We start from the raw sequence: 24,920 nt of genomic DNA on the forward strand, positions 1-24,920 counted from the left end.
TTTGTCACCTGACACCAGTTTGCATAACTGGTGCAAGACTTTAAGAAAGATGCACCGACGATCGCTGATGGCAAACCATTATTTAGATTATGCCCCAGCTTTTAATTTAATTACCTGTGGTAGGAGTTTTTGGCGAACTAGAGCCGGGAGTACTGGGAGAGCTACCGGGTTCGATACTGCTGCCAGGAGTGCCAGGAGTGCCAGGTTGTTCTGGTGGGGTTGCGCTTCCTGGGTCGGTAGTGCTACCAGGGGTGCCAGGTTGTTCAGGAGTGGTTGAGCTTCCTGGTGGTGGAGTTAAGTTGCTAGGTGCGCCTTCAGGAGTGGTTGGGCTTCCTGGTGGTGGAGTTAAGTTGCTAGGTGCGCCTTCAGGAGTGGTTGAGCTTCCTGGTGGTGGAGTTAAGTTGCTAGGTGCGCCAGGTGCCGGTGGGGTTATGCTTCCTGGTGCTGGAGTGGTTTCGGGAGTGCCAGATTCAGGAGGGGTGGTTCCTGGTGCAGTTGTGCTATCAGGAGTGGTGCTGCTATCAGGCGTTGTTGTTTCTGCTGGTACTGTAGTGCTACCAGGAGCGCTAGGCGCAGGAGCGCTAGGGGTGGCTGCTGTACCACCGGAACAGCGAGAGTTTAGCGGAAAATGCTCGCACAGAATTTTCATACCTTCTGGCGACATCTTGATTTCCGTTGGTGCGCTAGTGGAGTCGCTGCTAGATTGGGCTATGGGGGATTTACTGGATTCGGCTACAGCAATATTAGTGGTAAGTGCCAAAGATAAAGCTGTACCAATCAGGCTCAGAGATTTTCCCATCATTCTGAAATTAACCTCAACGGAACACTCGCCCCATTAAAGCAGATAACTAAGATTTAGAAAATCCTCCTAAATGAAGAGATTTAGGTTTGTTTCAGAATATGTGGATATGTAAAATTGGTAAAAATTAAATCAGTTATTTCTTGAAAACTAGTGTTTAAAAAGACAAAAGGGAAAATTATGGTTGTATTTATCGAACTAGTAACACTAGCTTAGATGAGCCTTTGAGAATATAAAAAAATATTTGCTTGTATAAAAAAGTGATTAAAATCACAAATAAATTCTAGCTTTAACATAAATTAAAGTATAAATTAGATCAAAAAGTTCCGTATAGCTAATTTATGCTTTGGCTTATGAGTAAAATGATGAAAGACTAACATCTAAAATTGATCGTAATTCGCCCGATTCTTCATTAAAAACTGTGATGTGAATAGCCGATGAGTTCTCCCCAACCCCCTCACAAGCCACAAACGTTACTAGGTCAACTGACTCAAGCAGTACATACGATTCAAGCTAGGGTCGATTTTTCAAAATTGGCGCTCAAGCCTAATGCCAAAGTACCAGAACTTTGGGTGCAGGATGCGGGGGCGGATAAAGCAGAGGTATATCCACTGTTGGGCGATCGCTATATTCTCGGTCGTAGTTCCAAATCCAGCGATATCGTCATCCGTAACCCTGTTGTCAGCCAAATTCACCTGTCACTATCGCGGAATTCTACTCAGCACACACCAGTTTTCACGATCAAAGACGAAAACTCCACCAATGGCATTTATCGTGGCAAGCGTCGTGTTAGTTCCCTAGAACTGCGTCACGGCGATATTCTGACTCTGGGACCCCCAGAACTTGCCGCTTCTGTACGGTTGCAATATGTCGATCCACCAGCTTGGTATGTCAAAGCTGCAAGTTGGACAGCTTATGGAGTTGGTGGTGTCAGTGCCCTGTTAACATTAGTGATTGGCGTCGAATGGCTGAAATTTTCAGTCAAACCTCTACCGACAGCGACACGCGCCCCAGTAGTTGTTTACGCGCGTGATGGAGCCACTCCCCTGAGAGAACCTCGGACAATCTCTCATGTAGACATGAAGCGATTAGAGGAATTTGGCCCTTATTTGCCTGCTGCGGTAGTGGCTTCAGAAGATAGTCGTTATTATTGGCACTTTGGGGTTGATCCTCTGGGAATTTTACGAGCTGTGTTGATTAATAGCCGCAGTGGAGATGTGCAACAAGGAGCCAGCACTGTAACCCAGCAAGTTGCCCGCAGTTTATTCCGCGAGTATGTAGGTAGACAAGATACCCTTGGCCGCAAATTGCGGGAGGCAGTTGTCGCCCTAAAGCTCGAAACCTTTTACAGCAAAGATGATATTTTGCTGATGTACTTAAATCGGGTTTTTTTGGGAGGTGATACCTCTGGCTTTGAGGATGCAGCCCGATATTACTTTGAGAAGTCGGCTAAAGAATTAACTTTGGCAGAAGCAGCAACATTGGTAGGAATTTTACCTGCTCCCAACGCTTTCGATTTTTGTGGAGATGGGCCCAATAAGCTAGAAGCGGCTGAATACCGGAATCGCGTGATTAAGCGGTTGCTGGAGATGGGCAAAATTAAACCAGAGGATGCGAACCGAGCTAGACGCTCTACTGTCCAAATTAGTCCTAAAGTCTGCGAACAGCAAGCTAAAACGATCGCACCTTATTTTTACAATTATGTCTTCTCTGAACTCGAATCAATTTTGGGCCAGGGAGCAGCAAGAGAAGGTAATTATATCATTGAAACCAAGCTCGATCGAGCGATACAGAGACAAGCAGAAGCAGCGTTGAATAATTCAGTGAACAACTCTGGTAGAAATTTTAATTTTTCTCAAGGGGCAGTAGTCACTCTTGACTCTAGTACAGGCAGTATCCTCGCAATGGTAGGCGGGACTGATTACAAAAAAAGTCAGTTCAATCGTGCTGTTCAAGCAAAAAGACAACCAGGTTCCACCTTCAAAATCTTTGCTTACACCGCTGCTATTCAACAGGGAATTTCACCATCCAACAGTTATTCTTGCGCCCCTTTAACTTGGCAAGGCTTTACTTATAAACCCTGTCGTGCTGGTGCTGACACTAGTTTAGATATTGCCACCGGGCTAGCGCTTTCAGAAAATCCCATCGCCTTGCGAGTTGCCAGACAAGTGGGGCTGGATAAAGTTGTGGCAATGGCGCAGCGTTTGGGGATAAAATCAAACCTCGATCCGGTTCCTGGCTTGGTACTGGGTCAAAGTGTAGTCAATGTTTTGGAAATGACTGGTGCTTTTGGCGCTATTGGCAATCGCGGTGTGTTGAATCCTCCCCATGCCATTAGCCGAATTTTAGACAGTGGTGATTGCAGCGATCGCAATGATATCAAAACCTGTCGTGTAATCTACTCGTTCGACCAAGATCCAGGTGCCAACAAACGAGTGTTGACAAATAATGTCGCCGATGAAATGACTAGTTTGATGCGTGGTGTAATCGCAAGAGGTACTGGTCGTAGTGCTGCCATTGGGCTAGGGGAAGCTGGTAAAACTGGCACAACTGATAAAAACGTTGACTTGTGGTTTATTGGTTTTATCCCCAGTCAGCGACTTGTAACTGGCGTTTGGCTGGGAAACGACAATAATTCACCGACATCTGGTAGCAGCGCTCAAGCAGCTCAGTTGTGGGGAAATTATATGCGGAGAATTACACGGTAATTGGGCATTGGGCATTGGGCATTGAGGATTGGTAACTATTGATCAATTAATGATCAATGGACTTTTGTGAGAAGACCTGATTTTGAGGACTTAGAAGTTTATCAACTTGCTGAAAAACTAGCTAATGAAATTTGGCAAATGTGCAATCACTCTAACCTCTCACGAGTTAAATCAGGTTGAATTTGCAGTGCTTTATCATAGGATGCGATCGCTTCTTCATGGTGTCCTAAATCAAATAACGCTTTCCCCCGGTTCTTCCAAACTTCGTGGTCATCAGGTTGAATTTCCAATGCCTTGTCATAGGAGGAAATCGCTTCTTCATTGCGTCCTAATTCCCGTAACGCATTGCCCCGGTCATTCCAAACCTCGTAGTCATCTGGTTTAATTTTTAGTGCTTGGTCATAGGATGCGATCGCTTCTTCATTGCGTCCTAAATTCTTTAGCATAATCCCCCGGATGTACCAAGCTATGTGGTTATCAGGTTTAATTTTTAGTGCTTGGTCATAGGATTTGATCGCTTCTTCATCGCGTCCTAATTGATCGAGTGCAAGCCCTCGCAAGCTCCAAGCTATGTGGTCATCAGGTTGAATTGACAGTGCTTTGTCGTAGGATGCGAGCGCTTCTTCATAGCTTCTTAAATTACATAGCGCAATTCCCAAGTTGTAACAAGCTTCGTGGTCATCAGGTTGAATTTCCAAAGCCTTGTTGTGGGATGCGATCGCTTCTTCATTGCGTCCTAAATTACATAGCGCAATTCCCCGGTCGTTCCAAGCTTTATTATCTGGGTTAAATTTCAGTGCATTGTCATAGGAGAAAATCGCTTCTTCATTGCGGCCTAAATTCCGTAACGCATTACCCCGCAAGTACCAAGCATAATGATCATCAGGTTTAATCGCTACTGCCTTATCATAAGAGGCGATCGCTTCTTCATAGCGTCCCAATTGATAGAGCATAAGCCCTCGCAAGCTCCAAACATCATGGTAATGGTAATTAGGTTGAAGAATTTCCAGTGCCTTGTCATAGGAGGCGATCGCTTCTTCATATCTACCCCATTTGCTCAATGTAATTCCTCGCCATTTCCAGACATAAAAAAGGTCAGACAAGTCATCCTTAGGTTCCAATTCTAAGGCTTTGTCTAGGCTAATGAGTGCTTCTTCATATCTACCCAATTCGTTCAATGCAATGCCTCGCCATTTCCAAGCATAGTAACCATCTGGTTGAATTTTTAGTGCTTGGTTGTAGGATGCGATCGCTTCTTCATCGCGTCCTAATTTCTTTAAAGCTTGTCCCCTATTAACCCAAGCATAATCATCATCAGGTTTAATTTTTAATGTTTTTTCATAGGAAATAATAGATTCTTCATACTGTCCTAAATTCTCCAGCACATAGCCATGCCAGTTCCAGGCATAGTGGTAATCTGGTTTAACTTTCAAGGCTTCTGTAAAGGAGGCGATCGCTTCTTCATAGCGTCCTAATTTCTCTAGCACAATCCCCAGGTTATTCCAAGCTTCGTGGTCATCAGGTTTAATTGACAGCGCTTTGTCATAAGATGCGATCACTTCTTCATGGCGTTTTAAATCTCGTAGCACATTGCCCCGATCATACCAAGCCTCGTAGTCATCATATTTAATTTTTAGTGCTTGATCATAAGATGAGATCGCTTCTTCATGGCGTTTTAAATCTCGTAGCGCATTGCCCCTATCATGCCAAGTCTGGTAGTCATCAGGTTTAATTTCTAGCGCTCTGTCATAGGATGTGATCGCTTCTTCATAACGTTGTAAATTTTGTAAAGCAAGGGATTGGTTGATCCAAGCTTCGTGTTTATCCGGGTTAAATTTCAGTGCTTGGTCATAGGAAGCGATCGCTTCTTCAATGCGTCTTAAATATTGTAGCGCATTGCCGCGTTTGTACCAAGTTAGGTGATCGTTAGGTTTAATTTCTAGCGCTTTGTCATAGGAGGAAATTGCTTCTTCATAGCGTCCTAAATCATCTAGTGCAATCCCGCGATTGTACCAAATTAGGTGGACATCAGGTTTAATTTCTAGGGCTCTGTCATAAGATGCGATCGCTTCTTCATAGCGTCCTAATTTCTCTAGCGCATACCCCAGGTTGTACCAAGCTTGGTACTCATCAGGTTTAATTTCTACTGCTTTGTTATAGGAAGCGATCGCTTCTTCATAACCTTGATAATATTCTTCTCCAGCAGACTGTAATTTTCCCAGGTTAATCAGTAAATCATATTGACGATCGGGTGTTTGGTGGTATTCTGCTATTAATTCTTGAATTGCTAATATTTCTTGAGTTCTTTCTTCTGGTGTGAGGTTTATATATTTTTCATAATCTCGATCCTGAATAATACGTGATGACTCTTTTTCTAAAGTTTCTGAATCTATTGGAAATTCAAACAATCCAGAACGCCAATCAAAAAAATCTGGGGCACGTTGAATAAAATATTTAATTGCAAATATCGGTAGCAATAACACAAAACAGATATTAAATTTATCCTTCAACCGTTCTCGCTGTTGGTTGAGGTTAATTAAAACAGGTGGTACACCCTTCCAACTATATGAATAAATATCTCTACTATTCCACCCCATTAATCTTTTGCATTCTTCATATTCATAAAAAGAATGCTCTAATCCTGTGATAAATAAAATATTTATCTTTTCTTTATTTTCTAAAGAATCAATTTTTTCATATAAATTAGTGACAGCTTCTTCCAGCCGTATAACTTCAATATTTTTATTAGTAATATTTTCTTTTATTTTAGTAATTAACTGCACACCCTCTGCCGGAGAGCAACGGACAAATAATAAACCAAACCCTTCTGTAAAATTCAGTGTGCGGACTAAGGCTTGATATTCTTCATTTATTTCTGATGGTAAATCCTTATCCCAATCAGTCAGTTCTAGGGTCATAATCTTAGCTGTGTAATACCTGATAGCCTACAGAGGTAGCCTTTGTTCCTATAGCGACACCCTTCTAAAATGTTGCATTTTGGTATAGGTATTGTGAATGACAGAGTGATTTATTTTTATGATGAATACAGTCGATTAAAAGTATCTTGAAATTCTTTAATACCTTTGATAAGAGGATGAATATCATACCAAACTTGACTTTCTCCTTCTCGATTTAAATAACGATATTCTAAAATACAGCGATTAAATAATAAGCCTCGATACAATGGATCGTTTTCTATTTCTTTAAAATGATACACTGTTGCCAGTGCTTCCCATTCATTAGCAAAAACTGTATTTCGATAAGTATTTCGCAACTCGCTCATTGAACGCTGTAAGGCTCGGGTAGGAATGGGTAGGCTGTTAGTGTATTTAATTGCCTCCTTCATTAATAATAATAAATTTCGCACATGACCTCCACTCATGAGGCATAGTCTTTCTAAAGCTTCTCGCTGCTCAAACATATCTACCACAGATAAACTAGAGTCTATCAAACTCAGACGTTTTTGCAGTATTTCTATAACTTTATTAATACCGCGTTGATAGGGTTGATTATCAGGCGTTTGCACCATAATCATCGGCAATACCTGAGTATTACCATAAATATTAGCTAGGTCTGCGGCGCGATTAGAATACAGCAAAGAAATGGGTACTGTATAAAGCAAATGGCAATCTAGAGCTTGGAGTTGTTCGCTACGGTCGAGAAATATTTGGTCGTGATTGCTACGTCCATCTTCTTGAGGTATAGGCACAATCCGGTCTAAATTATCAGCAATTAATACAAGTTGAGAATATCCTGAAGGTAAGTGCTTTTTGGCATCTTGAATAAACTCATTTAAAGCTGCAATCAAAGTAATTGTATGCGGATTGACACGCTCACGAATTTTTTGGCGTTGAGTAGGTTCTGTTCGCAAATTTGCTGTTAATTTGGCGAATTGGGCAATTTGCCCTTCTATACTTAAGCTTTGTAAGGAGACTTCAGTTAATGCCAAATCTTTTAAATCTTGCCAACGTTCATTTAACCAGTTCAATAAACTAGCTGGAGAAGTGCTATCTTTTAATGTTTCTAATAAGTGGCGGGTACAAGCTAAAAGAATATCAGTATATTGGGCATCTTCTGGATCGATATCTTGTTCATCGGCGGGAAAATAAACAACAAAGCAACCTTGCTCATCTAAATATTTCTGAAGCCGCAGTAATTCTGTTGATTTCCCAGCACCGCGATGACCTGCATACAGTTGAGAGGTCATTCTGTCGGAATACAAAATCTCTCTACCTACTTCTACTAATATGTCACCATCTCCCCGCACTTCTGTACAATCAACGTAAGCGGGATCTCCTGCGGGTAAGGGGCGAAATGGGTCAAAAGCATTATATATACGCTTTAAAAAGGCAAAATCCTGGGTCATAAATCTAAATTTCTCAGGTTAGCGCCATATTATCGCAAACTTACAGAGATAGGTAGAAAATTCAATTGTCAGGTGTGTTATTGCTCAGAGTAGTAGCGTGGCAAGGCTAAAATGTTGCATTAAAAATCTCTGAGAAATTCAAGTTTAAAAACATAATCGGATTTTTATATTGCCCTATTTTAGCTGAAACAGTCCAGTAGGGCACGATTGACAAATTACGGTGCGTTAGCCTATGCCAGACAGTTATTGGCAAATGAACAGGTAAACAGATTTAAACCAATTCTTGATGAACTATTCAAGCTCAATGCTTATCTCAAAGCTATAGGAAATAGGGAATAGGGAATAGGGAATAGTAACTTAATTCTCTTCCCAATGCCCCATGCTCAATTACTGATATCCCTGCCAAGGAGTAACTTCGAGTTTGCCACTAGGCTTGAATATCACTTGGAAGTGGGCTAGAGGTTCTTTGTCATTGGGAGCAGCTACATTAGAACCGTAGATAGCGTTAAACATCTTAGGAAGAGGTGTTTCTCGGAAATAATCAAAGGCGACTTGATTAAGTGGTTCATAGTCAGCAATTACACCATCTTTGTTGACTGCTACCCGATATTTTAAATCTCGCGTAAAGGTGGGGGTGCCACTCCAGGTTTGGCGAACTGTATTATAAAGCTTTTGATTTAAACCTTTAGTGATATTAGAGTCAGTAATTTTTGCACCGACTACCTCTGGTGTCTTAGCATATCCTCGCCAAGGGCTAACTTGCAGCACACCATTTGTAGTAAACACTATTCGGAATTGGGCGATTGGTTCATTGGAAATGGGAGCGCGGTTAGCAGGATTGTAAAGTAGGTTAGGCAGAGGAGTTTGGCCGACTCCTTGATTAGCTTCTTTATTCACCGCTTTATAACCAACGATCGCTCCATCCGCAGCTACACCTAAACGATAGATTAAATCCTGTTGCAATCCTGAACGCTTAGTCCAAGCTGGATGAACTTGGTTATACACTTGACGATTCAATGCACGCAACTGGGATGGATCGGTAATTTCTGGAACTGTGTTTAAAAGTGCTTCTAAATCTTTAACTACTGGCTTTGCATTAGCTGTTGGTGTGGGTGTTGCAGCTGCAATGGGTGTTGCAGCCGCTGATGCTGGAGGATTAAGGCTCTTTGTTGTAGAGCTAGTTTGCTCATCTGGCTTAGGCTGCGGTGGACGTATTTGAGGAGGTGGAATCAAGTTAAATGCGATCGCTGCTACTGCTAAACTTGATACTCCCACAGCAGCAGGAACAGCCTGCCTGATTACAGCCTGACTAGCACCACCATAGCGTCTAGTAACTGGTTGTAGTTCTAGGGATAATTCTGGTAAAGTCTGGGTATCAGCAAAAAACTGATCCACTGCTTCTACCAAATCAAACAACTGCACCGTATTCAAATCTATTTCAATCGGCGGACGTTTAGAATTATTAGAGTGAGACTCGAACCCCTCTGGAGCATTCTCTGAATGTACGATCAACCTGTGGAGATTACCATCAATTTTTTGAAACTCTACTAGCTCCGATTCTTGATTGTGTGCTTGCGGATTGGGTACAGTACTCAGAAATTCTTGGGCGTAACCACTAACAGCCCTCACCAAACTTTCAAAAAATTCCCGCCCTCCGGTTAGGGGTTGATTGTAACCAGATAAATAGCATTCTGCATTTACCAATATTGATAATTCTGGGCGCATTTCCTGGAACTGTGCAGCCCTGGTGACATCACTTAACCCTTCTAAAAGAAGAGTACAATTAGGTAGACTGTACTTACGTTGAATATTCATTCCACTTCACCGTCAAAAAGACTAATCCAGAACCGCTGCATTCCAGCAGTACCAGTACAAAATAGTAATTGTCCTAACAAATTTATTGCTAGCGCATCTAATTTTTCATCAGAAGTTAATGCTAGTACACCAGAACGTCGAGTATTCATCCGGCTTTTAAAATGCGCTCTAAACCGCTCTAGGTAATTAGATAGCCGCAAATTCTGTTCTAATGGAATCTGTTTTTCTTCCATTTGTTGACATATCATTAATAACTGGCGGATAACAACAGTTAAACGCCGTGCTATATAGCAAGCAATGACTACCAAAGCTTTTGCTTCCATAATAGTTAAGGGACGGCGCATGTGCGCTCTTCGTAGTGGGTTAGAGCTACGCATCCGCCATAAATTCACCCTGTCTTTAACAATTCCTTTAAGATCCAACTCTTGAGCAAAAGCCAGGATTGCTTCCGAACCACCAAGTTCTAAAGCTTCAATTGCCAGTAAAATCAGGTCAATTTGCAGCCTGGTTCTCCGAGGACACGTTTTGGAAGCGATCGCAGGATCTGGTAAAGTGTCCAGAATCATCGGCAGTGAGTCTTGGGTTGGACTGTTGAACGGCGTTAAACTTGCTGAAACATTCATTCTATAAATACCTTGTGCGGTTCCAACAGACTAGATAAAACAAATTTAAGATCGGTAGCCAAGACTTGAGCGTTAGACTTGTGGCAGTAGCATGACTACCTGATATATACATTACTTAACTCTTTCTACTCAAAGTTTTCCCTATATTGAAATCAAAATTTTAAAACATAACTAAATTCACCTCATTTATTAGTGCAATACCTTTTCTAGCTTGGTTTAGATTCTAATTATCGTCAATGAAGGGCGAAGCTTCAGCCTCGACACCCAGCGTATGACATTATAGTGTACGATTTTTCAGGTATCTGAAATTGGGTAATGGGCATTGGGCACAAGAGGCAGAGGTGCAAAGGGGCAGAGGGGAAAAACTTACTCCAACTTCTCCCCTGCTCCCATTCCCCATGCCCAATGCCCAATGCCCAATGCCCCATTCCCAATTCCCCATTCCCAATTTCCAATTCCCCATTTTATGGATTTAAAGTCTCTCGTTCGTAACATTCCAGATTTCCCGAAACCCGGAATTTTATTTCGGGATATTACTACGTTACTGCGCGATCCAGAGGGACTGCGCTATACTATTGACTTTTTAACACAAAAATGCAATGAAGCTGAAATAACAGCTGATTATGTCATTGGTATTGAGTCGAGAGGATTCATTTTTGGTTCACCTCTGGCTTATAAATTAGGAGCTGGTTTTATTCCCATCCGCAAAAAAGGGAAGTTACCAGCAACCGTTCACTCAATTGAATATCAACTAGAGTATGGTACAGATTGCCTAGAAGTGCATCAAGACGCTTTATACCAAGGTAGCCGAGTTTTGATTGTGGACGATTTGATTGCCACAGGTGGAACTGCAAGTGCCACAGCAAAGTTGGTGCAGAAAATTGGCTGCGAACTAGTAGGTTTTGGGTTTATTATCGAGCTACGGGATTTACAAGGGCGTACACATTTGCCGGACGTGCCGATTATCTCTTTAATTGAATATTAGTCATTAGTCATTGGTCATTAGTCATTAGTCATTGGTCAATAGCAAAACAATTGGCAAATGACGAAGGACAAAGGACGAAGGACAAAGAACAAATGACAAAGGACAAAATATAAATGACATCTACTAAAATTTCCTTGGAGACAGGTCGGGATTGGCTAATCGGGCTAGTCACGAGCGAAACTTTTGTTTATGTGGCAAAGCGACTATTGCAGGCACTGCTAACTTTGTTGTTGGCGTCAGCGTTGTCGTTTTTCATCATTCAACTCGCTCCCGGTGATTATGTAGATACGCTGCGGCAAAATCCGAAGATATCTCCAGAAAGAATTGAGGAAATCAAACGGCAGTTTGGTCTGGATAAGTCTTGGCCAGAGCAATTTGGGCTGTGGCTATGGCGAATCCTGACCAAAGGGGATTTTGGCACGAGTTTTATTTATCAACGTTCAGTGGCATCGCTGTTATGGGAACGAGTACCTGCGACTTTGCTATTAGCGATCGCATCTCTAATTGTCACATGGGCGATCGCCATCCCTCTAGGGATCTTTGCCGCTGTCAAACAAAATAAGCCAGCAGATCGGATTTTACAGGTGATTAGTTACGCAGGACAAGGCTTTCCCAGTTTCATCACTGCCTTAGCACTGCTGGTTTTAGCTCAAATCACCTCGCCGTTTTTCCCAGTGGGTAGCATGACTAGCATCAATCACTCAGAACTGTCGTGGTTTGGCAGAATCTTAGATATCGGCTGGCACATGATTTTACCCACCATCGCACTCTCAATTACTAGTTTTGCTGGTTTGCAACGCATCACTCGCGGCGAATTATTAGATGTTCTGCGTCAAGATTACATCCAAACGGCTCGTGCCAAAGGTTTGCCAGAAAACCGCGTCATCTACGTTCATGCACTCCGCAATGCCATAAATCCCTTAATTACCTTATTGGGTTTTGAATTAGCTGGTTTATTAAATGGTGCCTTCATCGCCGAATTTTTCTTCAACTGGCCCGGTTTAGGAAGATTGGCTTTACAGGCTTTACAAGCTCAAGATTTATATTTATTAATGGCAAGCTTGATAATGGGCGCAGTACTGCTGATTGTTGGCAATTTAATCGCCGACTTAATGCTCAAAGCAGCCGATCCACGCATTCGCCTAGAAAATCTCAATTAGCAAACAATTCTAAATTCAAAAAATCAAAACGTATTGGGGTTATTTCCAGTGTGCTGCCAACTATCAAACAACAAGCACGTAGCCAAAGTACGGATGTCGTTGAATAAGTCTTCCTGATTCCTCATTTCGTCTTGAATTTGGCTGCTCTCAGTGTAAAATTTTGAGGTTCTACCGCTCCCTTTATGGATAATTCATATTAAAATGCCAGTTTAATAAAGCTTGCAATCTAAAATTATCAAAATTGCGAAAACCATATCCTAACCTTTTTATCAGCTTGAGCTTATTGTTAATACCTTCAACTACTCCATTGGTTGTGCGAAGGTCAAAATAACCAACAGTCTCTCCAAACCACCTAATAATTGTTGCAGTTAGCGATCGCACATAATTCCCAATGCTAAAAAAGTTTACATAGCAGGACTTTCAGGTGTTTATTTCTCATACTATTTCTCTCGTTTTATTCGTCTTATTTATTTTTTTACATAAAGGGAGCGGTAGAACCAATTTTGAATTGCTGAATTGCTGTTTAATTAGTTATTTTAGCAAGATTCAGACTTACTTCTTGCACTAGTTGCACTAGTATATTTGAGAGTTTTTTCTAAGCGGGCGGCGGGAATCGAACCCGCATTAATAGCTTGGAAGGCTATAGTTTTACCACTAAACTACGCCCGCAAATTCCCAACCCTATAAACATAACACAGTTTCTGCCAAAATTCAAGTGTTTAGTTGGAATTGGCAGGTTGGATTTTGATCCTGACATACAAATTGCTCAATTCTGGTTTTGTGCCATCGTTATTGTGGGCAGCAATAAAGTTTTCTGTTTTGAAAACTTCGCTCAGGACTTGCTCGTATGTACTTTTTTCACTTTGCAGTGTTGCTGGTTCTATTTCTAGAACTACAGCTTGTTGAAAGTTGCCATTCTGATCAATTATCAAGCTAGCTAAGAGTTGTGCTGGCTTAAGTTCCGAATTGTGGACAAGAAAACTTGGGTCTAATTGTTTTGTGTTGCTTCCCCTGTATAAAGGGATAACGTCGGGTAAAGCATCTTGTCGGAATCCTCTTGATTGTATCAAGCTAATCACTTCATCTTTAGATAAGGGAGCTAGTACTGCGACCGATGCTCCCCCAGTCGAAGTTGCTGGAGTTTCCCTCGTTGAAGTTGCTGGAGTTTCTCTAGTCGAAGTTGCTGGAGTTTCCCTAGTCGAAGTTGCTGGAGTTTCTCTATTTTCAGGTTCTGAAACTGGTCGATTTGATGGAATACCTGTTGGTAGTTGCGTTCCCTTTCCCAGTTTAATTTCTTGACGACGCTTCCAAGGTAAATTACCGATTGGAACTGTAGGTGTCGGTGTGACTTTAGGTGTAGGTTTCGGTGTAACTTTAGCTATAGGTTTCGGTGTGGCTTTAGGTGTAGGTTTCGGTGTAATTTTAGCTACAGGTGTCGGTGTTGGCGTTGGGACTATCTGTTGTCTAGAAGGTTCGCTATTAGGTTGAGAGGCGTAAATTCGGCTCTTTTTCTGGAGATTCTCAGGGGAATTTATTACACCAAAATCTTGATTTTTAGGCGTAGTTCGTGCTGTTTGTGATGAACGTGCTGGTATAGACTTTTGAGTTGAGGATAGTGGCTTTGACGAAACTATTTTAGCTGATGATTTTGATTTGATTATTGATTTTGTTTTAGGAGCAATGTCTATCAATTCAATGGGAACAGCAGATTGATTTTGCTGGGGGAACCACAGACTAAATGCATTAGATGAGCGCATCAGCCAGAACACCAGCAAGTGCAGAGAGACTGAACTGACAACGACAAAAATCCACAAACCTGGTGGATCGGTGTGTCGTCTCCAGACCTTGGCTGGAATTGGAGTTTTGTCTGCAACCGATGGTGTCATATTATATAAACTGGATATGATTATGCACTTTTACTCATTGGTAATGCTTTAAAATACCAGTCTAAATTTTAGCGATTAACCATTACTTCTGGTGAAACAGCAAAAGTCAAAACTGTTTCATCTACTCCTTTAAGTTCTAGCGGACTACCTTTAGTAATTTCTCCTTCCTGTAAATAATCTGCTACGGCAGCAGAAACCAGGATTGTACCGGGAACAGCAGCAGCTTGCAACCTTGCGGCAATATTCACACTTGGGCCAATAGCAGTATAATCGGCGCGTTCAGCGCTACCAAACATCCCCACAACAGCAGTACCTTGATGAATACCGCACCGAAACTGTACGCTAGTAAGTTTGTCGCTATCGAATACACCTTGCTCTCGCCAGCGCTGGTTCAAGTCAGCCAGTGAGCGGTGCATTGCTCTTGCTGTATTAATGGCACGACGTACTTGTTCATTAGGAGTTAGTTCTTCCGGCGCTCCATATAAAGCTAAGATAGCATCTCCCATAAATTTATCTACAGTGCCGCCATTGCTAAAGACAACTTTGGTCATAGCTTCTAAATATTCATTTAGCAACTCCGCGACTCGTCGGGATCTAAGAGTATTTGCTAGCTGTGTAAAACCCACAATGTCGCTAAACAAAACTGTAATTAAGCGTGGTTCTGGGCGCAAATCTAACGTTAAATCTCCGGTTGCGGCTTTTTGCACCAACACGGCAGGCAAAAAGCGCTTTAGCACCGATTCTGTTAGATAAGTATTTAACTCCACAATTCGCCGTTCATTTTCTTTTAACGCTAAAAGATTGCGAACTTCCGCCAAAAGTTCCCGATCGTTGAATGGTTTTGCTAAATAAGCGTCCGCGCCATGTTCTGTTCCTTCGATGCGGGTTTCTTCATCTACTTTAGCTGTCAGCAGAATGATTGGTGTTCCTTTTAACGTCTCCTCATTGCGGATCATTTGAATCATCTCAAGTCCGCTCACTAAGGGCATCATTAAGTCAGTCACAATCAAGCTGGGTATAATTTCCTTAGCTTTATTGTGCCCTTCATGACCGTTACGAGCTGTCTGTACATGATAGCCATTACGGCGGAAAATCTCAGATACATAGGTTCGCAAATCGGGGTTGTCATCTACAACTAAAATTGAGTGCTGAGTCTTCAGTGCTGAGTCTTTAGTATCAACACTGGGGGAGAGTTTTATTGTAATATCTTCAATATTGTCTGTTGTTGACTCTACTAGTTCTAAATCAGCCAATTCTACGCTAGCGCGGCTGGTATTCAGTTCGGTAGGCGTTTCTAGTACTTGCTGTGCGGGTAAATGAGCATTTCCAGTCACCAGCCATAAACTAAAGGTAGTACCTTCACCATAAACTGATTCCACAGTGACTTGACCACCATGTAATTCTACTAATTCTTTAACTAAAGCTAAACCCAAACCACTGCCTTCATAGGAACGATTTGCTGAACCTTCAGCTTGGCGAAAGCGCTCAAATAGGTGAGGAATTTGTTCTTTAACGATACCAATTCCAGTATCTTGTACTTGCAAGATGCAACGATCGCGCTCAGATTTTAGTCTGAGTGCGATCATGCCACCTTCGGGAGTAAACTTCATGGCATTTGACAAGAGGTTATAAACCACCTTGTCAAATTTTTCCATGTCCAAGTACACCGTCGAACATTCATCTAGCTGGGTGACGAGATGCAGTTTCTTTTTCTCGCAGTAAGGACGAAAAGATTCCACTATTTGGCTGACAAATTCGACTAAATCGCAGGGATGGAAATTTGGCTGCATTCTCCCCGCATTCAGGCGTTGTAAATCCAGGAGTTGATTTACCAGTCGCAGCAGGCGGCGGGAGTTACGCAGGGCGATCGCACTTTGAGAGTAAGATAATCCCTCACCAGCCGCCACCGCCGACTCTAAAGGCCCTTGAATCAAGGTAATCGGTGTGCGAAACTCATGGGAAATATTTTGGAAAAATTCGGTTTTTTGTTTGTCTAATTCCAGTAAGCGTTCAGCTTGTTGGCGAGTTTTTTGATATAAGTGTGACTGCTGTACAGCGATCGCTGCTTGCGCTGCTACTGCTTTGGCCAAATCAATATCAGATGGCAACCACTGGCGTACTTTTTTACCTTCATGTAAAGTAATACTACCGATACATTTTCCATCAGCCAATAATGGCACAAACATTAGCGATCGCGGTGGCATTTTTAAAGGCAAATCAAAACCCCGTACATCAGAGGGAGAATGACTCACATTACCAATTACCACAGGTTCATGTGTCTGTAGCATTTGTTGGAGGATGGGATTATCCTGTATAGATGCTTGAGAATAGGGTAATCTCTGGGTTAGTAGGTGATTATTGCTACCTAATTTATTGTCTAAGGCTGGCGATGCCTGCGGCGGGCTGTGCCTACTTAAATTTTCTAGATGTTGAAAACTGTCATACAAGCCCACACACTCAACAAACTCATCTTCCTCAGTCCATAAAGACAGGACACAGCCATCGACTTGTAAAGCTTGTCCCAATTGCTGGGTAATTGCCGCAAAGATATCTTGAGGATCTAAGCTAGAGCGAATCGCGCTAGTAATCGTATTAATCAAGCTCTCTCGCTTGGCAAGGGCACGTACTTGTTCGTAAGCATAAGCTTGAGACAAAGCTAAGGCTGCCTGATCTGCTACCATCAGCACTAACTGCACCTCATCATCTCCCCAAAAGCGAGGCAGAGAACACTGGTGCAATGCTAGCACTGCCATCAGTTCTTGTTGGCAGATCAATGGCACAACTAAACTAGAACAAATGTTAGCAGCAGCAAAAGCTTGCCCACGCTCGCGCAGTTCGGGAGTGTTACCGTGAATGCGCTCATCATCAATTACATCGTGAATCACCTGAACTTCGCGGGTTTCCCACACCGTCTGAGCCAAAAGAGACAGAGGGAGAGCAGAGGATATAGCGGGCAAAGAGGAAAGACCTACTGCTACTTCCGCTCCGATCTCCTGCACCTCTGCTTCTTCAGAAAGAGGCTTCTGATAAATAAACCCTTTATCCGCCAACTGCTCATCTTGGAAGGGACGTAGCAGACAAACATCCACCTCCAACATGTGACCCACTGTATCTACAATTGCTTGCAAAATTTGTCTGTAGTCTAAAGCACTGCGAATCGTATTGGTAACAGTATTCAGCAGCGATTCTTGACGGAGTGTGCGGGTAAGTTCGCGGGTTCTAGCTTTGAGGACATTGTGGGTATCCAAAGCTTGGCGTACCACTGCTTTTAGTTCCTCCGCTTCCCACGGTTTAGTTACATATTTAAATACCTTGCCAGCATTGATTGCTTCCACCAGGTCTTCGACATCGGTGTAGCCAGTTAAAATAATCCGGATAATATCTGGATATTGAGTTGCTGTCAGGCTCAAAAATTCTGTACCGCTCATCATCGGCATCCGCTGATCGGAGATGATCACCGAGATCTCTCCCTCTTGAGCCAGCAGATCGAGGGCCGCAGGGCCAGAGGTTGCTCTTAGCACCTTATAATCACGATAGAAAGTGCGGTAAAGCAAGTCAAGGTTGTCTGGTTCATCATCGACAACCAAAATTTTAGGCTTACTGTTTGCTTGGGATTTCATGCACCGCTTTCCTGCTGCAACGGCAGTCGGATAAAGAATAATCTGATCAGGTAAGGATTTTTCTGAGTCAGGTAAGAGCAGAGCATTTCGACCAATAGGGCTATTTGGCTACATGACTGCTGAGTGTAGGAGCGTTTACTCACAGTAATTCGTCTCAATTGCTTGTGCCGATTACCGTTTGCGTTGGTGCAGTGTAATTGCTTTCATTGTCAGTTTTAGTGTTACAGAGTCGACGCTTGCTTGCCAAATCTTTTTTCACCTCTTGTGAGCAATGTCTGATAATACATACAGCGCTCATAGCCAGCTGAAAAATCCAGATAAAGCTGCATATTAAGTTTTCCCTCCACAGATGTTGTAATAACACTTGCAGGTAAATTTTATTTATGGTAGTCATGGTAGAGTCAGCGAAATTAAAACAATAAGATTTAAAGCCAAAGTATACTATTAGACAAATACCTCTTTCTAATTTAGCAATCAGAACTATCATTAAGACAAGTGGTAGTAGTTGAGGAGTTAGAGATTAGGGATTAGAAAACCTTACAGATTCATGTCCCAGTACCTGTACAGCCTATTTGGATGACTTGCTAGCAAAGTAGTGTCAGGGTAGCGGCAACTGCAAAAACAAGTTCAGTACTGCAACGAAGGGTGGTTTGAAACCAGAGTTTGCCGATAGTGTACTTACTTAACAATTTCGGAAATGCTGCTTACGGACAAGTTATGCTATTCCTCTGCCCACTCGCTCAAACCTCTTATCACTTTACAGATGTTTTTGTGCAATCAGTTTAATATTCTGCCTACCTAAAACAAGGGATGCAATGAATATAGTGAATTTAAGGTTATGGATTTATGAAGTTGTAACTCCTAATACTCTTTCAAAAATGCAGGTTATAAAACTCCAAACTAAAATGTAAAAATTTGTTTAATCGACAAGCAAAAGCGAATTAGGAATATTGGTTCAGTTAAATCTCCTGGGCAACTCTTAAGTTCTGATTTAGTTTAAATCTTGTTTTAGGATATTTGAGAAAATTTTTGTTGAATAAAATCAATACTAAACTAGCCTTGAAATATCGGTTTTTTCACCCATACCACCAACAGCCAATCGATCCAGCTTCCTGCCAATTCCAAATTCGTACAGCTACACCTGCTGATTTGATTGGTGTTGCCCAAATTATTACTGAAAGCTTTCACTCCCATAAGGGTATATGGGGATGGGCTTTCCCGTTGCTACGTCTGGGTATTTACGAAGACTTAAGACATCGGATGGCATCACCTACGCCCCGTCATCTTTGCTTAGTTGCCCTTGAAGCTACTACTGGTGAGGCTAATAACTTAGTGGGAAGTGTGGAAATGGGTGTACGTTACAGTAGTGATTCATGGAGCCAGGTTGGTGTAGGTTTTCCTTACTTATCTAATTTAGCGGTTCACCCAAAATACCGTAGACATGGTGTGGCTTCAGGATTACTTACTAGCTGTGAAAAAGTCTCTCGCGAGTGGGGATTTCAAGACTTATATCTCCATGTTTTAGAAAATAACCATCAAGCAAGACAGCTTTATTTCAAGCTGGGATATCGAGTGCATAAAGTCGAATCTAATTGGAATACATTTCTTCTAAGACGCTCAAGCCAGATGTTATTGCACAAGCACCTGAGTGCTGATTGCATTATCTGAATTTTGTTTTGGCAATTGTCAAGTTTTGTGTTTTATTCCAATTAATTCGATAAAATCTATAAATCATAGCGGTAATGAAACACAAACTAAGCTAAACCACGTCTACCTTGAGAAGCATAGTTCTTTTGACCTAGAGAAAGCTCAAAACTCAACCAGGACTAAATAATATACTTTTCTTAAGAACTTTAGGTTTTCAAATAGACGTGGTTTAATTAGAAATCTAGCCAATATTAGCTAAATATCCATATAAATCCGCTTGGATTTGGAGAACTTACGTAGTTTAGCAAGAGCTAACGGTAAAGAAGGTTCTTTGAGATATACTGGTTTTTTCACGCAATCAAACAGGAGTCCTATAGATCAAAACTAAAACATGTTTGTTAATTTACGAAGCGAGTAAATAGCTTTTGATAATTTTTTCTCAAAAGAATATTTTATTTAAACTTTTTACGAAAAATCCCCTCGTCCGTTTAAACAAATTATCTTTTTGGTAAATATTTTTAATATTAAAAAATGTTAAATTTAGCCTTTTGGGCTTTATGGTTAACAAATTTTTTAAAGCATTCGATATAGCTGAAAATGGACTATAATGAGAACATACGCGAAATCGCGTTGAAAGAAATAATTACTTCCTCATAATAACTTTGTAATTCATATATTCATCTTTATAAAAACTTTAAGAAAACACTAGTAGAGTTTAGAGACAAATCTAGTTATATCTCATAAAATATAATCACTCAATTACTGAAACAACGCCTATATATTGCTATTTTTAGTTGCATTGACCAGAAAGGTCTTGATAATAAAAGAATTCAAAAACTTGATTTGATATAACAGCTAGTTCCGTTTTGAAGTGCATACTACAACACAATTCATTAAAAGTTTAAAAAACATGGATAGCGAACAGCATCGACGCTATCAGACCTCTATGGTATCAACTTATTACCCTGAAACTACTTTCCTTGACTCTGTTGTCATGTCAGATGGAACTGAGCAATCGCAAGGCTCGGATATCCTTACACGTTTGCACAGTGGAGAAGTTTTCATCGTCAATAGTCGGAGGCGAAATGGATTAATACTCTTTAAACGCTACCATGCAGAGTTTGCTGGTCCTGGGGCTGCTGTGGGTGGGGATTACGATTGTGATTGCCAAAGGGCACTGCCCATAGGTAATCTTTCTTTATTAACTCCTGAATCTAATGAAGAACGTCAGAAGGCTTACTTGATTAGGCGACAGTGGATTCGATTGATCAAACAAATTACAGAAAACCCACTGCCTGGGCAGCGAGTCCAAAAGATTCTCGATCAATTTGAACAATACTTTCCACCAGAAATAGTGGCTCTTTTGCCGGATGTTGCCTTTGCTCTTTTAGTAGGTGTGCTGCCACAAACAGTGGGAGTAGTACGCCGTTTGGGCAGTGAGGTAAATAGCAGGTTTAATTACTGAGTAAATTGCTAAGATGACAAATTTGCCAAAGCAGCTTTTACTCGATTAACGGTGCGGGCGTTTTCTTCTATCGTTCCAACAGTAATTCGTAATCCTCCACTAATGTGGCGTACAAGAGTGCCGAGTGTTCTAAGTTTCTGGTGGAAAGTTTTTAAAGCAGCTTCTTGTGAATTAAAGCCATTTGGTTTAAGACGCAGGTAAATAAAGTTGGCAGCACTTGCAGTAATTTGTAGTTCTGGGTGCTGGGATAAAATTTCGATGAGTTTGGCTCGTTCACTCAGGGTTTGGGGAATTGATTCCAGCAAAAGTGTACGATTTTGTAAACCAACTAATGCAGCTGCTATGGAAAAACTGGGAAGATTGTAGGGTAAGCGAACTTTTTCTAAAATGGCGATCGCTTCAGGATGAGCGACGCAATAACCGATACGGAGAGATGCCAATCGGAAAGCTTTAGAAAAAGTGCGTAAGATTACCCAATTAGGACGCTGTGCTAATTCACCTACTAAGGTAGTTTGACTGAATTCAAAGTAAGCTTCATCAATTACTACCAAAATATGCTGTGGCAAACTTCTTAACCATGCCAACTCTGCCGTAGTTAAACTGTTGGCAGTCGGCGAATTAGGATGTACTACGAAAACTACGCGAATCGGGGGATTTTGAGTTTGTTCGATCGCAGACTGTGCAGCGCTTATGTCAATTTCAAAATTTGTTTCATGTCTCCCCACCGCCACTACAGAAATCCCTAAAGTTTGTGCCAAAATCCCGTACATTGAGAAAGTAGGATTGGCAACGAGAATTGACCCTTCTCCTCCTAGACAGGTGGCGATTAATAAAGAGCGGATAATTTCATCTGAACCATTACCAACAGAAATATTGGCAGCAGTAAATAAGGATGATGAGAGGGCGGCTGATTGATTGACATACTCGGCGATCGCATCCTTAAGTGTTTCATGTCCGCCATCAGGATAACGATTTGTTTCAATTACTTGCTGATACGTCCACGCCAGCTTCTCTTTTAACTCAGGTGGTAAATCGTAGGGGCTTTCATTTGTATCTAACCGATCAAACTGTGTGGCGACAGAATCGGCTGTATCGCTGCTAGGATGAGGTTTATAGGCGGTGAATTGGGCTAAATCTGACCGGATGAAGGGAAGCATAGTTTTAGTCATTAGTCATTGGTCATTAGTCATTGGTCATTAGTAACTAACAAAGGACAAATGACTAAGGACATTATTTATGTGTGAGTCTAATATTTTACAACTTCAAGGTAATTGGCAAAAGAGGCGAATTGCCTGCCAAATTTCTTCCATAACATTACCCAAAACGTGGTCACTGTCGAGTTCGACTAATTCCACCCAAGGACGCGATACCTGCGGTGGGCTTCGCCAACGCGCAAAGTTACGACTAGCTTTGATCGGAATGACTTCATCCTTTTTGCCATGCAAAATCAGTGTGGAGATCGGGCGTTGCAAAAGCTTTTCTTGGTATTGGGCAGCATCTGTAACAAAATCGTAACTTAAGGAAAGCGATCGCTGCTCTCCATAGTGGTAGACCATGATATATTTTTTTTGCTGCCAACGCTGTACTTCTTCATTCCCTAGTTTGGGCAACCAATGGGATAAAAACCCAAAAGCTGGTGCTAGCAAAACTAAGCGTTGCACTTGTAAATTTTGTTGTCCCAAGTGGGCAGCGGTCAAACCACCCAAACTTGAGCCAATGAGCGTTACTGGTGTAGAATCATTGCTGAATTCTGCGGCAACTTGAGTGAGCTGACGAGTGATTGTCAATTGGGAAAAATCGCCAGCATTGAGATCAGGGATTTTTAGCTTTGTCTGAATTTGGGTAAAGCGATCGCCTATATCCCGCGCTTTGGCAGATTTAGGGCTAGAAGCAAATCCGTGAAGATATATGTAGTCCAAAGTTGTAAATAGTTAGGAGTTAAAAATTATTGAGTGTTGATAAATGTTTATTTATCATTTGTTGTGGCTCACTTATAATTCATAACTCAGAACTCCTCACTCCTAAGTTTTGTTAGCGCATTGTGACAAATTCCTCTGCGGCTGAGGGATGGACACCCACAGTAGCATCAAAGTCTTTTTTAGTTGCGCCCATCTTAACAGCGATCGCCACACCTTGGATGATCTCAGCGGCACTTTCACCTACCATGTGAGCGCCTAGAACTTTGTCGGTGTTACTATCAACCACCAACTTCATCATTGTCTTCTCTTGCTTACCAGTCAAACTATGGTACATGGGGCGAAAGCGAGTGCGAAAAATTTTGACGGCATCACCGAGTTTTTCCCGTGCTTGGGCTTCTGTCCAGCCGACTGTCGCAGCTTCTGGGTTAGAAAATATGGCTGTGGGAACACTTTCGTGACTGAATTCGCGACGGTTATCCCCAAATTCACTATCAGCAAAGGCGCGACCTTCGCCAATGGCCACAGGAGTTAAATTGATTCGGTCGGTGACATCGCCAACAGCAAAGATATTCGGTTGAGTAGTTTGACTATATTCATTGACTGCGATCGCACTTGTGGTAGGGTATCCAGGCCCTTCGATAGAACTGGCGACAACATCAACCCCAGCGTTTTCTAAACCTAATCCATCTACATTGGGGGTTCGACCGGTCGCTACTAAAAACACATCAGCAATTAGTGGTTCTTGGTCGTCTCCTGATAAAGTCAGTTTCAACCCTTCTGGGACGCGTTCAATTGCTTTCACCACATTATTCTTAATCAAGCGAATTCCGTGGTTCGTCATACCCTCTTCAATTTCTATGCGGACATCTTCATCAAACCCATTCAAAATCTTTTCACCTCTAGTAATTTGTGTCACCTCAGAACCCAAACCGCGCATAATACAAGCAAATTCCGTGCCGATATAACCAGCGCCAATAATGACGATGTGTTTTGGTTGTTCTTTTAAATGAAAGATTTCGTTGGAGGTAATGCCATGTTCCATTCCTGGTAAATCTGGCTTGACGGGACGCCCACCAACAGCAATTAAAATTTTGTCTGCTGTAACTTTGCGTCCATCAACTTCTACTGTGTGGGGGTCTACCAATGTGGCACGACCGGAAAATAGTTCTACTCCGGCTTTTTCTAAGAAGCTGATGTGTAGTTGTGATAGTCGTCGAACTTCCTTATCTATAGATGTAATGAAATATTCCCAGTCAAACTCCGCATTACCCACTTTCCAGCCATAGCCTGAAGCTTCACTGAACAGTGCAGGAAAGTGAGAGCCATAGACCATGAGTTTTTTGGGAACGCAACCGCGAATCACACAAGTGCCACCAACTAAATCATATTCAGCGATCGCCACTTTTGCGCCGTAGCTAGCCGCTCGTTTGGAGGCCGCCAAACCTCCAGAACCCGCACCAATTACAAACAGGTCGTAATCAAAAGTCATAAGTTTATGTTCTCTTTAGCAACAAGTTAGTTCCTGGGAACTTACACACAGAACGTGATTGAACTATATAAGGATATCCGGTGAACGCTGTGTAAGTCCTGTCCTTGATTTAATCTAGCGTTAGCAGATGCTATCTGGTCGTAGGGAATATCACTTTTTGCTTTGGCGGCAGCTGTAAAGGCGGTAGTTAACAGTTGTGATAGTTCTGCCCGTGGTCGAGCATAAGTCTGTGCTACTGCATTGGAGCAGCTAGGTTCCACAGGACTTACGCAAAATTATGACAAAACGTACTGCCTTCGGCATTCGCAGGCATTTTTTACCTCATTAGCAATCTTTATGTACTTGGAGAGTCCGTTGGGGTTACGGGTGTTGGTTCTGTTGGGGTTACAGGTGTTGGATTTGTTGGAGTTACAGGTGTTGGATTTGTTGGAGTTACAG

16 protein-coding genes, 1 tRNA gene and 1 pseudogene are annotated in these 24,920 nt (G+C 42.0%); 5 read left to right on the forward strand and 13 right to left on the reverse strand.

Annotation, left to right across the window (positions count from 1 at the left end; translation table 11 throughout):
• Positions 1–106: 106 nt before the first annotated feature.
• The gene (locus HWQ40_RS01385) at positions 107–802 is read right to left on the reverse strand and encodes a hypothetical protein (RefSeq protein ID WP_292774537.1); all 696 of its coding nucleotides are present in this window, start codon (positions 800–802) and stop codon (positions 107–109) included.
• Positions 803–1,236: 434 nt separating this feature from the next.
• Here HWQ40_RS01385 and HWQ40_RS01390 point away from each other — a divergent pair, with 434 nt between their 5' ends.
• Positions 1,237–3,507, forward strand: a complete 2,271-nt coding sequence (locus HWQ40_RS01390) for a transglycosylase domain-containing protein (protein ID WP_292774538.1) — start codon at positions 1,237–1,239, stop codon at positions 3,505–3,507.
• 146 nt (positions 3,508–3,653) lie between these two features.
• Here the strand turns inward: HWQ40_RS01390 and HWQ40_RS01395 are convergent, their stop codons facing one another.
• The 4 genes from HWQ40_RS01395 to HWQ40_RS01410 all read right to left on the reverse strand — a co-directional run bounded on the left by HWQ40_RS01395 (position 3,654) and on the right by HWQ40_RS01410 (position 10,311).
• Complete coding sequence (locus HWQ40_RS01395; protein WP_292774539.1) at positions 3,654–6,425, reverse strand: tetratricopeptide repeat protein; 2,772 nt, start codon at positions 6,423–6,425, stop codon at positions 3,654–3,656.
• A gap of 116 nt (positions 6,426–6,541) precedes the next feature.
• The gene (locus HWQ40_RS01400) at positions 6,542–7,873 is read right to left on the reverse strand and encodes an AAA family ATPase (RefSeq protein WP_292774541.1); all 1,332 of its coding nucleotides are present in this window, start codon (positions 7,871–7,873) and stop codon (positions 6,542–6,544) included.
• A 387-nt stretch (positions 7,874–8,260) separates the two neighbouring features.
• Positions 8,261–9,688, reverse strand: coding sequence for a DUF4335 domain-containing protein (locus HWQ40_RS01405; protein WP_292774543.1), 1,428 nt, complete (start codon positions 9,686–9,688; stop codon positions 8,261–8,263).
• A complete protein-coding gene (locus HWQ40_RS01410; protein WP_292774545.1) occupies positions 9,685–10,311 on the reverse strand; it encodes a DUF3038 domain-containing protein in 627 nt (208 codons plus the stop codon). The genes HWQ40_RS01405 and HWQ40_RS01410 overlap by 4 nt, the downstream gene beginning before the upstream one ends.
• Positions 10,312–10,777: 466 nt before the next feature.
• On the opposite strand from HWQ40_RS01410, the gene HWQ40_RS01415 reads away from it, so the two are divergent.
• Together HWQ40_RS01415 and HWQ40_RS01420 are read left to right on the forward strand one after the other, a co-directional pair.
• Positions 10,778–11,296, forward strand: coding sequence for an adenine phosphoribosyltransferase (locus HWQ40_RS01415; protein ID WP_292774557.1), 519 nt, complete (start codon positions 10,778–10,780; stop codon positions 11,294–11,296).
• Positions 11,297–11,409: 113 nt separating this feature from the next.
• Positions 11,410–12,456, forward strand: coding sequence for an ABC transporter permease (locus tag HWQ40_RS01420; RefSeq protein WP_292738462.1), 1,047 nt, complete (start codon positions 11,410–11,412; stop codon positions 12,454–12,456).
• Between the two features lie 180 nt (positions 12,457–12,636).
• Here HWQ40_RS01420 and HWQ40_RS01425 read toward each other — a convergent pair.
• From HWQ40_RS01425 to HWQ40_RS01440, 4 genes and pseudogenes are all read right to left on the reverse strand, one after another.
• Positions 12,637–12,840, reverse strand: a pseudogene (locus HWQ40_RS01425) (transposase); the annotation flags it as partial.
• 214 nt (positions 12,841–13,054) lie between these two features.
• A tRNA-Gly gene (locus HWQ40_RS01430) sits at positions 13,055–13,125 on the reverse strand.
• A gap of 50 nt (positions 13,126–13,175) precedes the next feature.
• Positions 13,176–14,342, reverse strand: a complete 1,167-nt coding sequence (locus HWQ40_RS01435; RefSeq protein WP_292774547.1) for a hypothetical protein — start codon at positions 14,340–14,342, stop codon at positions 13,176–13,178.
• A 68-nt stretch (positions 14,343–14,410) separates the two neighbouring features.
• Positions 14,411–17,962 carry a response regulator gene (locus HWQ40_RS01440; RefSeq protein ID WP_292774549.1) on the reverse strand — a complete coding sequence of 1,184 codons (3,552 nt, stop codon included), beginning with the start codon at positions 17,960–17,962 and terminating at the stop codon, positions 14,411–14,413.
• Between the two features lie 1,029 nt (positions 17,963–18,991).
• Here HWQ40_RS01440 and HWQ40_RS01445 point away from each other — a divergent pair.
• Complete coding sequence (locus tag HWQ40_RS01445) at positions 18,992–19,630, forward strand: GNAT family N-acetyltransferase (protein ID WP_292774550.1); 639 nt, start codon at positions 18,992–18,994, stop codon at positions 19,628–19,630.
• Positions 19,631–20,519: 889 nt separating this feature from the next.
• Positions 20,520–21,074, forward strand: coding sequence for a hypothetical protein (locus HWQ40_RS01450; RefSeq protein ID WP_194043947.1), 555 nt, complete (start codon positions 20,520–20,522; stop codon positions 21,072–21,074).
• Positions 21,075–21,082: 8 nt separating this feature from the next.
• On the opposite strand, the gene HWQ40_RS01455 is transcribed toward HWQ40_RS01450, so the two are convergent.
• From HWQ40_RS01455 to HWQ40_RS01470, 4 genes are all read right to left on the reverse strand, one after another.
• The gene (locus HWQ40_RS01455) at positions 21,083–22,231 is read right to left on the reverse strand and encodes a histidinol-phosphate transaminase (RefSeq protein WP_292774558.1); all 1,149 of its coding nucleotides are present in this window, start codon (positions 22,229–22,231) and stop codon (positions 21,083–21,085) included.
• A 105-nt stretch (positions 22,232–22,336) separates the two neighbouring features.
• Entirely contained in the window at positions 22,337–22,993 is a 657-nt protein-coding gene (locus HWQ40_RS01460) for a YqiA/YcfP family alpha/beta fold hydrolase (RefSeq protein WP_292774552.1), read from the reverse strand.
• A 112-nt stretch (positions 22,994–23,105) separates the two neighbouring features.
• Entirely contained in the window at positions 23,106–24,482 is a 1,377-nt protein-coding gene (gor, locus tag HWQ40_RS01465; RefSeq protein WP_292774553.1) for a glutathione-disulfide reductase, read from the reverse strand.
• A 41-nt stretch (positions 24,483–24,523) separates the two neighbouring features.
• Positions 24,524–24,742 (reverse strand): hypothetical protein, encoded by a 219-nt coding sequence (locus HWQ40_RS01470; protein WP_292774554.1) that lies wholly within the window; start codon positions 24,740–24,742, stop codon positions 24,524–24,526.
• Positions 24,743–24,920 lie beyond the last annotated feature (178 nt).

The sequence above is a fragment of the Nostoc sp. NMS9 genome (genome assembly GCF_017114995.1).
GTDB lineage: Bacteria > Cyanobacteriota > Cyanobacteriia > Cyanobacteriales > Nostocaceae > Nostoc.

Coding starts and splice junctions, on each gene's coding strand:
- HWQ40_RS01385 (WP_292774537.1), bottom strand. CDS start 802: ATGATGGGAAAATCTCTGAGCCTGATTGGTACAGCTTTATCTTTGGCA.
- HWQ40_RS01390 (WP_292774538.1), top strand. CDS start 1,237: ATGAGTTCTCCCCAACCCCCTCACAAGCCACAAACGTTACTAGGTCAA.
- HWQ40_RS01395 (WP_292774539.1), bottom strand. CDS start 6,425: ATGACCCTAGAACTGACTGATTGGGATAAGGATTTACCATCAGAAATA.
- HWQ40_RS01400 (WP_292774541.1), bottom strand. CDS start 7,873: ATGACCCAGGATTTTGCCTTTTTAAAGCGTATATATAATGCTTTTGAC.
- HWQ40_RS01405 (WP_292774543.1), bottom strand. CDS start 9,688: ATGAATATTCAACGTAAGTACAGTCTACCTAATTGTACTCTTCTTTTA.
- HWQ40_RS01410 (WP_292774545.1), bottom strand. CDS start 10,311: ATGAATGTTTCAGCAAGTTTAACGCCGTTCAACAGTCCAACCCAAGAC.
- HWQ40_RS01415 (WP_292774557.1), top strand. CDS start 10,778: ATGGATTTAAAGTCTCTCGTTCGTAACATTCCAGATTTCCCGAAACCC.
- HWQ40_RS01420 (WP_292738462.1), top strand. CDS start 11,410: ATGACATCTACTAAAATTTCCTTGGAGACAGGTCGGGATTGGCTAATC.
- HWQ40_RS01435 (WP_292774547.1), bottom strand. CDS start 14,342: ATGACACCATCGGTTGCAGACAAAACTCCAATTCCAGCCAAGGTCTGG.
- HWQ40_RS01440 (WP_292774549.1), bottom strand. CDS start 17,962: ATGAAATCCCAAGCAAACAGTAAGCCTAAAATTTTGGTTGTCGATGAT.
- HWQ40_RS01450 (WP_194043947.1), top strand. CDS start 20,520: ATGGATAGCGAACAGCATCGACGCTATCAGACCTCTATGGTATCAACT.
- HWQ40_RS01455 (WP_292774558.1), bottom strand. CDS start 22,231: ATGCTTCCCTTCATCCGGTCAGATTTAGCCCAATTCACCGCCTATAAA.
- gor (WP_292774553.1), bottom strand. CDS start 24,482: ATGACTTTTGATTACGACCTGTTTGTAATTGGTGCGGGTTCTGGAGGT.